Source organism: Angelakisella massiliensis, from assembly GCF_900104675.1.
Taxonomy (GTDB): domain Bacteria; phylum Bacillota; class Clostridia; order Oscillospirales; family Ruminococcaceae; genus Angelakisella; species Angelakisella massiliensis.
This window is the reverse complement of the sequence record NZ_LT629945.1, coordinates 1,908,951-1,922,134: the sequence shown is the minus strand read 5'-3', so window position 1 is coordinate 1,922,134 and position 13,184 is coordinate 1,908,951. Positions and strand designations below refer to the sequence as shown.

General features: G+C 50.8%; 12 protein-coding genes and 1 tRNA gene. 4 read left to right on the top strand and 9 right to left on the bottom strand.

The window, feature by feature from the left end; all coding sequences use genetic code 11:
• Positions 1 to 4 precede the first annotated feature (4 nt).
• Both BQ5383_RS14465 and BQ5383_RS14460 read right to left on the bottom strand, forming a co-directional pair.
• Entirely contained in the window at positions 5 to 1,018 is a 1,014-nt protein-coding gene (locus tag BQ5383_RS14465; RefSeq protein WP_139193441.1) for an ADP-ribosylglycohydrolase family protein, read from the bottom strand.
• Between the two features lie 24 nt (positions 1,019 to 1,042).
• On the bottom strand, positions 1,043 to 1,777 hold the full coding sequence (locus tag BQ5383_RS14460; protein WP_071433095.1) for a GntR family transcriptional regulator: 735 nt from the start codon (positions 1,775 to 1,777) through the stop codon (positions 1,043 to 1,045).
• Between the two features lie 504 nt (positions 1,778 to 2,281).
• Here BQ5383_RS14460 and BQ5383_RS14455 point away from each other — a divergent pair.
• Positions 2,282 to 2,357: transfer RNA gene (locus tag BQ5383_RS14455), tRNA-Thr, on the top strand.
• Positions 2,358 to 2,561: 204 nt separating this feature from the next.
• On the opposite strand, the gene BQ5383_RS14450 is transcribed toward BQ5383_RS14455, so the two are convergent.
• Positions 2,562 to 2,897, bottom strand: coding sequence for an SLOG family protein (locus BQ5383_RS14450; protein ID WP_071433093.1), 336 nt, complete (start codon positions 2,895 to 2,897; stop codon positions 2,562 to 2,564).
• Between the two features lie 93 nt (positions 2,898 to 2,990).
• On the opposite strand from BQ5383_RS14450, the gene BQ5383_RS14445 reads away from it, so the two are divergent.
• Positions 2,991 to 3,233, top strand: coding sequence for a helix-turn-helix domain-containing protein (locus tag BQ5383_RS14445; RefSeq protein WP_071433091.1), 243 nt, complete (start codon positions 2,991 to 2,993; stop codon positions 3,231 to 3,233).
• Between the two features lie 49 nt (positions 3,234 to 3,282).
• On the opposite strand, the gene BQ5383_RS14440 is transcribed toward BQ5383_RS14445, so the two are convergent.
• The 3 genes from BQ5383_RS14440 to BQ5383_RS20220 all read right to left on the bottom strand — a co-directional run bounded on the left by BQ5383_RS14440 (position 3,283) and on the right by BQ5383_RS20220 (position 5,634).
• Entirely contained in the window at positions 3,283 to 4,437 is a 1,155-nt protein-coding gene (locus BQ5383_RS14440; RefSeq protein WP_071433089.1) for a tyrosine-type recombinase/integrase, read from the bottom strand.
• A gap of 47 nt (positions 4,438 to 4,484) precedes the next feature.
• The gene (locus BQ5383_RS14435) at positions 4,485 to 4,790 is read right to left on the bottom strand and encodes a hypothetical protein (protein ID WP_071433086.1); all 306 of its coding nucleotides are present in this window, start codon (positions 4,788 to 4,790) and stop codon (positions 4,485 to 4,487) included.
• 601 nt (positions 4,791 to 5,391) lie between these two features.
• Positions 5,392 to 5,634 carry a hypothetical protein gene (locus BQ5383_RS20220; protein WP_476726766.1) on the bottom strand — a complete coding sequence of 81 codons (243 nt, stop codon included), beginning with the start codon at positions 5,632 to 5,634 and terminating at the stop codon, positions 5,392 to 5,394.
• Positions 5,635 to 5,790: 156 nt separating this feature from the next.
• Here BQ5383_RS20220 and BQ5383_RS14425 point away from each other — a divergent pair, with 156 nt between their 5' ends.
• Entirely contained in the window at positions 5,791 to 7,158 is a 1,368-nt protein-coding gene (locus BQ5383_RS14425) for a hypothetical protein (RefSeq protein ID WP_071433082.1), read from the top strand.
• Positions 7,159 to 7,726: 568 nt separating this feature from the next.
• On the opposite strand, the gene BQ5383_RS14420 is transcribed toward BQ5383_RS14425, so the two are convergent.
• Entirely contained in the window at positions 7,727 to 8,479 is a 753-nt protein-coding gene (locus BQ5383_RS14420; protein ID WP_235821993.1) for an IS110 family transposase, read from the bottom strand.
• Between the two features lie 339 nt (positions 8,480 to 8,818).
• Between BQ5383_RS14420 and BQ5383_RS14415 the strand changes: the two genes are divergently transcribed.
• Positions 8,819 to 10,687 carry a DUF6788 family protein gene (locus BQ5383_RS14415; protein WP_476726765.1) on the top strand — a complete coding sequence of 623 codons (1,869 nt, stop codon included), beginning with the start codon at positions 8,819 to 8,821 and terminating at the stop codon, positions 10,685 to 10,687.
• Positions 10,688 to 10,797: 110 nt separating this feature from the next.
• Here BQ5383_RS14415 and BQ5383_RS14410 read toward each other — a convergent pair whose 3' ends face one another.
• Entirely contained in the window at positions 10,798 to 11,949 is a 1,152-nt protein-coding gene (locus BQ5383_RS14410) for a tyrosine-type recombinase/integrase (RefSeq protein ID WP_071433081.1), read from the bottom strand.
• 47 nt (positions 11,950 to 11,996) lie between these two features.
• Positions 11,997 to 12,302, bottom strand: a complete 306-nt coding sequence (locus tag BQ5383_RS14405) for a hypothetical protein (protein WP_071433079.1) — start codon at positions 12,300 to 12,302, stop codon at positions 11,997 to 11,999.
• Positions 12,303 to 13,184: the final 882 nt, after the last annotated feature.

The window sequence follows — 13,184 nt, the reverse complement described above, 5'->3', positions numbered from 1 at the left end:
CTGCTCAGTACCGCACCAGGTCCGCCATCCGGTGGGCCAGAGCGGCAATATCAAAGCCGTTGACCTGATCAATCAGTTGTAAGTAGTGCTCCGGAATTCCCGCAGTCCCATTGCGGGCCCCCAGAACAGCACCAGTCATAGAGGCAATGGTATCGGTATCAGATCCGATATTTACCGCTCCAATAATGGCGTCCATGGTGTTGCCTTTGGCTGCCACAAGGATTCCAAAAACACAGGGCACTGCCTCGGAAATATGTAACCCTGAACCAACAACATCCGCCAGTTCTGTTGTAACAGCATCCATATCTCCCGCCGTCATGGCAATATCCACAGCCAGCTTAATCCGCTTGGAAACACTGGGACCCGCCAGAATATTGCAGCTGCCTTCAGACAGTTCCAGTCCCTTTTCCGCTCCATACAATCCAGCCTGAACAATGGAGTAGACATCCGCATTGGCTTCCATGGCGTGACTGACTGCCGCGGCAATGGCGCAGGCGCCGGAGATGGAAAGGTTATTGTTGTGGGTGGGACGGCAGATGGTGATGGCATCGATAATCGCCTTATCCACATTGCCTGGATTAAACAGACCGGCGGGAGAGATCTTCATGGCAGAACCATTGGAAGCCTTGGCATTGTCGCAGCAAATAAAGGCATAAGGATTTTCTCTTTCCACGCCTCTGATCTTATCCACTGCCGCCCGAGTGGTAGGCCCCACATACTGATCGTAAAACTTATGGTCCTCTGACCAGCTAAGCAGCGCCCGGTTCACTGCCTGGTCATCAATGATGCCGCCATTGTCCGCAATGGCTGTAGCGGTATGATAGATCAGGCTGAAATCATCGGTGACGCTTCCTGCCGCCGAACCCCGGGCAAAGGTATCATCAGGAGGAGTAACAATGTCCCGCACTGTACCGCCAAAACGCTGACGAATCATTTCCTTGGTGCGCAGCTCGGTGGCCGCACCCATGGCATCTCCTACCGCAGACGCCAGCAAACTTCCCAAAATCCGTTTTTCCACAAATTTTCCTCCATTCTTCCCGGATCAAAAGCTGATGGATTTGACCCAGGCTCCTTTCACATCGGAGCTCTCATAATCCTCGCAATATTCAATCGGACGGCTATCTCCGTCGTAGGTTACCCGGAGTACATACAGCACCGGATCGCCTTCGCTTACCTTGAAATATTCTGCCAACTGACTGCTGGCCCGAATTGCCCTGAATTTTTCATCCACATAGCTCAAAGTAATGCCCGCTTTATCCCGCAGCACCGCATAGAGGGAATGTTCCTCCAAATGTTCTTTCTGAAAATCAATGTGGGCCACCCGCTGCTGCACCAGAAAGGAACGCTGAAAACAAGCGCATACCTGATTGATATATCGCAGCCGTTCAATCAGCACCACCGGAGCGCCCAACTCGATTTGCAGGTGACGGGACAAGCGGATATCGGCCGGGATCTGCTGGATGGAAATAACCTTGGAGTGGGTGTGCGCTTTTCCAGAAACAACGTTGGAACTGAAACCAGACAGCCGGCGATAGCTGTAGGCGTTGGTGGCCAGCTCCTGCACAAAGGTACCTTTCCCCTGCTCGGTCCACAGGATGCCCTTGGCTACCAGATCATCAATCGCCTTGCGTACCGTCAAACGGCTGACGCCGTATTTCTTGGCGTAATCGCTCTGGCTGGGAATAGATTCACCTGGCAGGAATACTCCGCTGAGAATATCGTCTACAATCTCTTCCTTGATCTGTTTGGTCTTGCTTTCTGTGTTAAACTTCTCCATCCGCTCCATCCCTTTCTGGATTTTATTATAATGCGATCCCATTTGAGCGCAAACGAACCAGGTTTAATGTCAGAATTGCGCCCACCGTTTTTTGAAAAAAATACCTATTTTTCTGCTTTTTTCTCACTTTTTTAGCGGTTCCTGTTTTTTGATAATGCCATGTTGAAAACATTCTGCCGCTGCTTAAATATGAACAAACTTTTTCGCTCCTTGTTGTTGCTATTGCTGGAGCTCAAAATATTTTATCATAATTTTTCTGCATTTTATATTCCGATATCCATCAGCCGTACTTCTTACGGGGCTGTTGGCTCTCCAGCCCCGTTTTTATCAAATGATTGGAAATTTTATCTTTTCCCCCTCTTCAAAAGAGCAAAACCTTTTTCTCAACATAAAGTCCGGGCATCTTGACGAAAGCAGTTTTAGCAGGTATAATACTTTTGCTTACCTTGTGAACAGATCTGTACTTTATCACTTGGGGAGTATGATTAAAAGCAAACTTAAAATGCTAGTGTAGCACAGTCGGTAGTGCAGCTGATTCGTAATCAGCAGGTCGCGTGTTCGAGTCACGTCACTAGCTCCACCGGCCAGGGCCGGAGCCAAGTCGCGCTCCGGCTCTTTTTTTGCGTCCAAAATCGCGGCCCGCGTCCCACTGCCGGAAAGCGTTCAGCGCCGCCAAAAGATCCGTTGACCCACACCCTGACCCACAAGCGGAAATAGCCCGAAAGTACAGGAAATCCCCGGAGAACAGGTTTTGTCTGTTCTCCGGGGATTTTTGTTTGTGCTTCTATGTCTGCTGCCGATAAACGGTTACCCTCTTCCCCTGCTTTTTACACTCCTCGATGACAAACCGGGTGCCGTGGGACTGCCCATCCCAAAAGGCGATTACCTCGTCCGCATAGCGGATGATCTCCTGGTTTCGCCGTAATGGTGCGCTGCGACCATACCGCTGATAGTCCGGCAGAAACTCGGTCAGCTTTAGTCCTGCCTGGTGTGCATACTCTCTGGCACAGGTGTCAATCCCCTTTGCTCCACCGGATACGATCTCCGTCACACCCTGGGGCAGATACTTTTCCAGATTCTGAACCGTCAGGCTTCTTGACCCTATTACAGCAACTTTCATAGCTTCTCCTTGTTGTCCTATCAATAGGACATAATTTCTTACTGCTTAGTATACACTAAAAATGTCCTAAATCAAGACATTCAGGTGTTTGCTATGAAACGAATTATTGATACAGAGAATACCAACATCATCGGCCCGAGGATCAAGGAAGCCAGATCCCGTGCTGGTATGAGCCAAAAGGAACTGTCTGAAAAACTGGAGCTGATGGCAGTGTATACTTGCCGTGGCTCAATTTCCCGTATTGAAAACGGGAAGCGGGCGGTAACCGATATTGAAATCGATGCCATTTCAAAAATTCTGAATGTGTCCCTGGACTTTTTGTTTGGGCGGGAATGAGTTGTAAAAAACACTGGAGCACGAAACCATTGTACTCCAGTGTTTTTCTTTACATCACTTCTGCCATAAAGTTTCCCATCTTCTCCGCTGCCTGTTCCTGCATCTGCCGAGTGGCGTGGGTGTAGGTGCGAAGAGTGAATCCTGCGTCATAGTGCCCCAGCATACTGGACACTGTCTTCACATCTACCCCATTTTGCAGAGCCATGGTAGCGAAGGTGTGCCGGAGATCATGGAACCGGATGTGCTCCAATCTGGTGTCCTTCAGGATCTTCTCATGGAGTTTGGCGATGGAATCCGGGTGATACATCTCTCCCGTCCTGGGTGAAGGGAACATCCAGGGATTGTCCGGGTGCTTTTCATGCTCCTGCCGGAGCAGCTCCACCGCCGACTGGGGAATTGAGATTTTCCGCACCGAGTTCTCTGTCTTGGGACGGCTGATGGTGACATTCCGGTTCCTGTCCCCCACTGCCTGTTTACTCACTGAGATGGTGCGCCGTTCTTCGTCCAGGTCGGACCAGAGCAGGGCGGTGAGCTCTCCCTTACGGATGCCGGTTACCAGTTCCAGATAGAACATGGGCAGGACTCCTCTTTTGTCTGCTGCTTCCAGGTAGGCTTTCATATCCTCTGGGTGCAGAATCTTCATCTCCTGCTTCTGAATCTTGGGAATGATGCAGTCCTCAGTGGGGTTGCGCAGGATCAGCCGCTCCCTGACCGCCCGGTCCAGGGCATTGTGAAGCATCATGTGGATGCCCCGCACTGTACTGTTGCTCAGTCCTGGCTTCTTGCTCTTTTGAGATTTCCGTAGCCTGCCATTCTCCTGAAGATCCTTGTAGAGTTTCTGTATGTCCCGGCTGGTGAGTTCCTTTAGTTTGATTTCTCCGATCCGGGGAATGACATGTGATTCTATACCGCGGTGATAACTGTCTGCGGTTGTGGGTCGGATATTGGGCTTGGCATAAAGTTCATACCACAGCCGCAGCCATTCCGCCACCGTATATTCGTCTGACCGGACAACGTCCAGTTTCTTGCTCTCCTCAATGGCCTTGGCCAGCTTCTCCTTCACCTCTGCCTGGGTCTTGCCCAATACATTTTTAGTGATCCGCTTTCCGGTCTCCGAATCGTAACCGGCTGTGTACCGGCCTTCCCAGCGACCGTCTGAACGCTTGCGGATACTGCCTTCTCCGTTGGCTCGCTTCTTTGCCATCTTTGTTTCCTCCTTTCTTTGTTTATGCGGCGCAGGTTTTGAAGGGCTTAGTTTTCCTCCTGAGATCTCCGCCAGGGCTGTGTCATCTCTTCTTCATCGTAGGAGTAGAGGCCATCTGTTTCCAACTCCCGGCTGATTCCCCAGGCCAGCTTGAAGCCTGCCATGAAGCTCGCCAGAGAAACTTCGTCCCGGATGGCATCCATGGAATCTACGATCAGGAGCAGTTTGCGTTTATCCTCATTACTCATTCTTTTGAGGAACTCTCCACAGGTATCCTCTACTGTCCCACGGAGATCCTCGCATCGGGGTACCCGGAAAAATCTCTGCTTCAGTGCCTGCATATAGTCGTGCATGATTGTCACCTCCTGTCAACCACACAACATACCAGCACTCCCGCTGAATATCCAGACCACAGGGGAAGAGTTATCAGATTGTTATCATTTGTGTATCCATCTTCGAAACCTACCCGAAATCGGCAAAACACCTGTGGACGCCACTCTTGACCCCCGCAAAAGTGGCTTCAAACCGGCATTACTGCTGACTGTGATGTCAGATCTGATGTCCGCATGGACTCCATGATGCCATATCTGACCCCCGCCATTTTCCAAAGTTTAGGTCTCAAAAACCGCATCAAACCGCCATTTCCGGTCCGCGTTGCGGGCCGGTGTGGGCTGCGGTGATGTCACCGCTTTATCCTGCTTCATTTTCGACCCCATATGTCACCCACCATTTTCTGGGGAAAGCCACTCTTTGGGATGGGCTGTGGAACTCATCAAATACAGCGAATTTGTGTATGGGATTTTAGTCTTGCTTGCCTGGATGACCCACACTGACCTGAAAAAATCCTACCTTCTCAAACGCCCTTCAAAAACGGCCAAACAGGGGCTGGTATGGGAGCAGGGGGTTGTTTCCTTACTCCGGCGGCGAAAGCCTCACACAAGCCCACACAGCCGGTCACGCAGGGCGTTCCTGCTTAGCTCTCGCACCCGACGCTTTCTCCCTCTGCACATCCAGGGGTATTTTCTCCAACTGCTGCCGGTAGAATTGCTCCACTGCTTCCTGAATCGGACGGATGGTGAAGAGTAGATTTCCATTTCTCTTTTGACCGTCCTTCATGATGATGCTGGTTGGCTCTGTAGTGATCAGCCCTCGCTCTTCCAGCATCCGCACATACTTTCTTACTGTGTTGGTGCTCATTCTTGTCGTTTTCCCGATGGTTCTGAAACTTGGCCAGCACTGATAAGTACTTCTGTCCTCGCAGACCAGTACAGAAAAAAGAATCCCCGACACCTTCCTTGACAGAAGCTTAAACCGGACCCTATAATGAAGTCATCCAGAGAAAGGAGCATTTCTATGAAGCAGCGATTCTTTTCCCTTCTGATAGCTGTTCTGCTGACAGTGATCATTACGGGCTGTTCTGACCGTTCTGTCGGGGAGTCCGGGAGTTCCACGTTCCCGTCAGAGAGCAGCGCCGGAACCGCATCCCGGTCCGATGCCTTCTATCCTGCAGAAGCCTCCTATCTTGGTTATGATGGTTCCTTGGTCCGGGGGTGGTCGGCCTGGAACCCGGATGGGACCTTCACCTTCCAGAACAAAAACACCCTCACCACTCTGAGTCAGGACAACCAGGTTCTGGACACTGTCACCCTGTTGGAGGACGCTCTCCCGGACAGCGGCTATTTTCTGAGTCGGAGCGACACGTATTTTCTGGCCCTTGCCAATCCTTCCAGCCCGGACACTTCCTACGCCGCCCTCTATTTCACCGACAGCGGCAGGGTCTGTCTTGCCAACCTCACCCTTTTTGACCGACAGGGGAATCTGATCCGTGAATATCCCCGCAGCGAGGTCTATACCTATGATGAATACGATCAAATGGTCTATCTGCTGCCTTGTCCTGAAGGGGAAACAGTCGCCGATACCTATGAGCTGTCGACTAGTACCTTCCACTGGCTGGACGGACATACCGCCATCCTGGACTGCCAGGGCTGGATCGTCCTTTATGACTTTGAGGCAGATTCCGGCCAGATTCTGGATGATATGAGCGAGTTGCTCCGGCAGCAAGGTAAATACGCTGTCTACTACGGAAGCCAGATGGGCGGTGTCCTGGACGGCACCTACTATTACCTCACCCGCCGGCAGGAGGATGTCACCAGTGGATACACCCTCTGGGCCGCAGATGCCGACGGCACCCGGGAGCTGTATGATGGGCAGGGGTTCTGGCACCTGTTCCAGAGTCGGAATGGTCTGGTGCTGGCAAGCGATGTCGATCCCGCCGATCCGGAATCAGACAGCCAGGTCTGGTATCTCGGCACAGGCAGCCCCCAGCTCCGGGAAATCTGGACCGGCAACCTTTCCCTTCCCTTTACCGATACGGGACGGATCACCTTTATCAGCTGGAGAAGATCCGAAGGAAGTACCGTCCTCTACAGCTATGACCCGGCTTCCGATACCCTCTCCTCCCGGGATCTTGGCGAAGATGTCCAGGTGGATGACCTGTTCACGCTGGAGCGGGACGGTTCCCTGCGGCACTACTACTCCCAATTCAAAGACGGAGAGCGCACCAACTGGGTCTATGACACAGCGACAGACACCACCACTTCACTCACCGGTTTTGACGGCGATCTATCCGCGGTACAGTTCAATCCAGACGGAAGCCACTGGACTGAATGGGACTCGTCTTCTCCCGAGCCCCGGCTGCGGATCAGCGTCTGGGAATTCTAACCAAGAAGCTCAATCTAATTAAAGCTTTCTCTTTCTGTTTGATGGGATTGTAGACTTAAACTGTTTAACATCCATTTTCAATCCCATCAGTTTTTGTTTTCATAATCTATGATTTCATTGTGTTTTTCTTTGTTTTATGCGACTCAAGTTTTGCGCATCTAAACTTTGACATTTACTCTTTGAACCAATAACATATTGTGTAAAAGCACCTGTCTATCAAGGCCTTTCCCGACCCACATCCTGACCCATACGGGGAAATGTACCTGTGGAACCAGTGGGGCAAGGGGTGTCAAAGAGTATGTGAAAGGAGATGGGAAAGGGTTAAAAACGCCCATTCAGCGGTGCTTGAAGGGCCTGACTACCTTTCGTAATCAGCAGGTCGCGCGTTCAAGTCGCGTCACTAGCTCCAGAAAATCCCCGTAAACGGCTTGTTTATGGGGATTCTTTGTATCCAAATGTAAGCGGTTCCGGGTTCAGACTCACACCCTGACCCACAAGCGGAAATAGCCCGAAACGATCAGAAATCCCCATTCCTTTTGCTGCTTGCGATAAGCCGTTACTTCTTCCTTCATAGTTTTCTTGTTTCGCTATCATAACCCCTTATAACCCCTTGCATATTCAAAGGCGAGAGGGTATAATAAAAATAAGTGGCATCTGGATCGACAAATCTGCCCCGGCCTGCTTGAGCAATAAAGTCGGTCAGTTCATCCAGATCAGTATTTGCCAGATCATCCACAGTTTCAAAATGCTCCATGAGAGCAATGGTAGTGGCGCTGGTGTTTTGAATGTCTTTCTCCTGAGCAATACCAGAGCATTTTAGGAATAAGTAGTTGGCAAACCTCTGCTTCTCCCGTGTCAGATTCTGAATGACATCAAATCTGGCTCTGGTGAGGGTTCTGAGAGCCTGGTAGCGATAGTCGTCCATATAGACCTCCTTGGCGATTCTGCCAAAACGGAGATGGTCGGCAATCACAAAGGCATCCACAAAGTCATTTTTGGGCAGATCTGGATAGGCTTCCTTGAATTTTTTGACTTGCTTGGGATTGAGGACATGGATCTTCCGCTGGAACCGGCTCAGGCTGCCATCCTCCCGGAGGGCATACACAAGGTTGTTCCCGTAGATAGAGGTGGCTTCCAGGCCAATCACCACATCACTGAGCCGCATGGAGCTGAGTGCCGACACAATTCTCTCTGACAACATTTTAGCACCACCAAGATTGTTCTGCACAGAAACGCTACTGTGCTTGCTTCCATCCGGCTTCATCAGGTAGGCGACATTGCTCCTGCTGCTCACATCAATGCCAACGAATAATGGGTTCACGATTTTCACCTCCCCGCATGGAGATTTCAGGCCAGCAGGCTTGGAGATACCCATGATAACCGGAGCATCCGCAACCTCGCGTATCAGAATCATTCCAGAGCAGACCAATGCGATATCCCTCACTGCTGAAAGGGCGACCCACACTCTGGCAAACAGCCAATGAGTTTGCAGCTAACTTCCGGCTCAGGGAAACTGACTTATTTTGAAGCAGCCCTACGGCTCAACCAGGAGGTAGAGAACTTGACCCTGCTGTCCTACAGCTATTGTATCACGGGCATCTCTAAGCCTGCTGATATCTGAATTATTAACTTTCAAACTTATTATACGAGGAGGTGCGGTATGGACGAGCTACAAAGACAGAAAATGATTCAGGAACTGGAGAAAAAGATTGCGGAATTGCCAGTTGGGTATATCTCAAAGAAGACAATCAATGGCAAGATTCAATATTATCACCAGTGGACGGAGGGCGGGAAAAAGCGTAGCCAGTATCTCCGGGACGGAGAAATGGAACCACTGCGGGAGCAGATCGAACAGCGCAAATCCCTGCAGGCGCAGCTGAAGGAGTTACGGTCCGGAATGCCAAAAGTGCGTCAGCCCAAGCTGGATTTTGAAACCAGCGTGATCATCGGCAAGGGTTTGGAGGCCATGTCTCAAGGGGTGAAAAACTGGGAACTCCGTGACTGCTTTGACCAACTGGAAGGATATCTCTACGGAAAGGAGTATGACCGTGTCTGCCTGGTCTTTGGTCTGCGGCGAACCGGAAAGACAACCATGCTCCGCCAGGCCATTGGCAGAATGACAAAAGAGAATCTGAGCCGTACCGCCTACATCAAAGCCCGAAGGAACGACAACATGGCAATGATGAACCGGGATCTCAAGAAACTGTTCGATGCTGGATTCCGGTATGTGTTTATAGATGAGGTCACTCTGATGGAGGATTTTATCGACTCAGCTGCACTCTTTTCCGATGTATTTGCCGCCATGGGAATGAAGATTGTCCTGTCAGGAACCGATTCTCTGGGATTCTGGCTGGCAATGGACCAGGAACTGTATGATCGGGCAAAACCTATCCACACAACCTTTATCCCATACCGGGAGTACAGCCGCCTGCTTGGAATTGACAGCATTGATGAGTATATCCGCTACGGCGGTACGCTGCGTGCAGGTGAACTGGACTTCGATGATGAGGATGTGAATGCACAGGATGCGTCCTTCCGGGATGATGAGTCCACCCGAAGATACATCGACACAGCGATCTGCCGCAACATTCAGCATTCCCTTGCCTGCTATGAAGCAGGCGGACACTTCCGGCACCTGTATTCTCTGTATGAAGCCGGAGAACTGACCAGCGCCATCAATCGGATCATTGAAGACATGAACCATCGGTTTCTGATCTCAGTTCTCACAGATGATTTTCGCTCCCATGATCTGCGGCTCACTGCCGCGAATCTTCGGAAAGAGCGAGACCCGGAAAAGCGCATAGATGTGCTGGATCGCGTCGATACCGAAGCGGTCACGCGGCGCTTGATGGAGCTGCTGGATATCCGCAACAAAGAAGAGCAGTCCATTGGTATCACACCCGCTCACATTGCAGAAATCAAACAGTATCTTTCCGCATTGGAGCTGATCGTAGACTGTCCCATTGAAACCACTGAGCCTGAAACAAAACCACTGGAACACATCCTCTTCACGCAGCCTGGGATGCGATACTGTCAGGCACAAGCCCTTGTACATGTGCTGCTGAAAGATCCACAGTTCTCGGAACTCAGTGAATATGAAAAAACACGGGTTTCAGATCGTATTCTTGAAGAAGTCCGCGGCCGCATGATGGAAGATATTGTGCTTCTGGAAACCATGAAGGCAGCTGACAGAGATCATCGTATTTTCAAACTGCAGTTTGAGGTCGGTGAGTTTGATATGGTCATCTATGACCAGAAAGAAAACTGTTGTGATATTTTTGAGATCAAACACAGCAGCACACAGGTTCCTCTCCAGTACCGGCATCTCATGGATGAGGACAAATGCCGAAGAACAGAAAAGCGGTTTGGCACAATCCGAGGACGATATGTCCTTTATCGTGGTGAAGATATTCAGATGGAAAACGGAGTGCAGTATCGTAATGTGGAGTCCTACCTGAAAGAACTTCCGGACTTTGAAATGCAGCAGTCAGCTGACCTCACTCCTCAGACACTTGGCCCCGTACTATGAGAGAAAAAGCGCTGATCATAAAATCATAAACATCAATTTCAACTATCCTTTAGAAAAAACCCCCGGAGAAAATGCTCTCCGGGGATTTTCACGGCTATTCTTTTCGGATTTTACATCACTCGTTCCATGAAGTTCCCCATCTTCTCCGCCGCCTGCTCCTGCATCTGCCGGGTGGCGTGGGTGTAGGTACGAAGGGTGAACCCTGCGTCGTAGTGCCCCAGCATCGAGGAGACTGTTTTCACATCCACACCATTCTGCAGCGCCATGGTAGCGAAGGTGTGCCGGAGATCGTGGAACCGGATGTGTTCCAGCCCTGTGTCCTTCAGGATCTTCTCATGGAGTTTGGCAATGGAGTCCGGATGGTACATCTCTCCCGTCTTGGGTGAAGGGAACATCCAAGGATTGTCCGGGTGCTTTTCATGCTCCTGCCGAAGCAGTTCCACTGCTGACTCAGGGATCGAAATCTTCCGCACCGAGTTCTCCGTCTTGGGTCGGCTGATGGCGACATTCCGATGCCTGTCTCCCACCGCCTGCTTACTCACCGAGATGGTGCGCCGTTCCTCGTCCAGATCGGACCAGAGCAGGGCTGTCAGTTCTCCCTTACGGATCCCCGTCACCAGTTCCAGATAGAACATGGCCAGGACTCCTCTTTTGTCTGCTGCCTCCAGATAGGCTTTCATATCCTCGGGATGGAGGATCTTCATCTCCTGCTTCTGGATCTTGGGAATGATGCAGTCCTCGGTGGGGTTGCGCAGGATCAGCCGTTCCTTAACCGCCCGGTCCAGGGCATTGTGCAGCATCATATGGATGCCCCGAACCGTGGCATTACTGAGCCCATTTTGCTGCTTCTTGGATTTGCGCAGACGCCCATTCTCCTGAAGATCTCTATACATCTTTTGGATATCCCGGCTGGTGAGCTTCTTCAGCTTAATTTCTCCGATCCGAGGAATGACATGTGATTCAATACCGCGGTGATAACTGTCTGCGGTTGTGGGTCGGATATTGGGCTTGGCATAAAGTTCATACCACAGCCGCAGCCATTCCGCCACCGTATATTCGTCTGACCGGACAACGTCCAGTTTCTTGCTCTCCTCAATGGCCTTGGCCAGCTTCTCCTTCACCTCTGCCTGGGTCTTGCCCAATACATTTTTAGTGATCCGCTTTCCGGTCTCCGAATCGTAACCGGCTGTGTACCGGCCTTCCCAGCGACCGTCTGAACGCTTGCGGATACTGCCTTCTCCGTTGGCTCGCTTCTTTGCCATCTTTGTTTCCTCCTTTCTTTGTTTATGCGGCGCAGGTTTTGAAGGGCTTAGTTTTCCTCCTGAGATCTCCGCCAGGGCTGTGTCATCTCTTCTTCATCGTAGGAGTAGAGGCCGTCTGCTTCTAACTCCCGGCTGATTCCCCAGGCTAACTTGAAACCTGCTATAAAACTTGCCAGAGAAACTTCGTCCCGGATGGCATCCATGGAATCTACTATCAGGAGAAGTTTGTGTTTGTCCTCATCGCTCATTCTTTTGAGAAACTCTCCACAGGTATCCTCTACTGTCCCACGGAGATCCTCGCATCGGGGTACCCGGAAAAATCTCTGCTTCAGTGCCTGCATATAGTCGTGCATGATTGTCACCTCCTGTCAACCACACAACATACCAGCACTCCCGCTGAATATCCAGACCACAGGGGAAGAGTTATCAGATTGTTATCATTTGTGTATCCATCTTCGAAACCTACCCGAAATCGGCAAAACACCTGTGGACGCCACTCTTGACCCCCGCAAAAGTGGCTTCAAACCGGCATTACTGCTGACTGTGATGTCAGATCTGATGTCCGCATGGACTCCATGATGCCATATCTGACCCCCGCCATTTTCCAAAGTTTAGGTCTCAAAAACCGCATCAAACCGCCATTTCCGGTCCGCGTTGCGGGCCGGTGTGGGCTGCGGTGATGTCACCGCTTTATCCTGCTTCATTTTCGACCCCATATGTCACCCACCATTTTCTGGGGAAAGCCACTCTTTGGGATGGGCTGTGGAACTCATCAAATACAGCGAATTTGTGTATGGGATTTTAGTCTTGCTTGCCTGGATGACCCACACTGACCTGAAAAAATCCTACCTTCTCAAACGCCCTTCAAAAACGGCCAAACAGGGGCTGGTATGGGAGCAGGGGGTTGTTTCCTTACTCCGGCGGCGAAAGCCTCACACAAGCCCACACAGCCGGTCATAGAGGGTATTTCTCCTCTCTGACTGCAAAGGAAAAAGACATGCATGCCCTGACCAACACAACAACAACACCTTACTCTATGCGTGTGTGCAATTCCGTTTGACATATATGTCCAATAGGCCAACCATACGAAAAACAATCATTTTGGTCCGTATGGCAGCATGGAGATTTTGGAATTATCAAAAAGGCCAAGATATTCTCAAAAGATTTAGCTCCAAAAGGAAGAGGGATCAGCTTTTACTGATCCCTCCTCTTGGTAGTAGTTTGTGGTAAAGCTG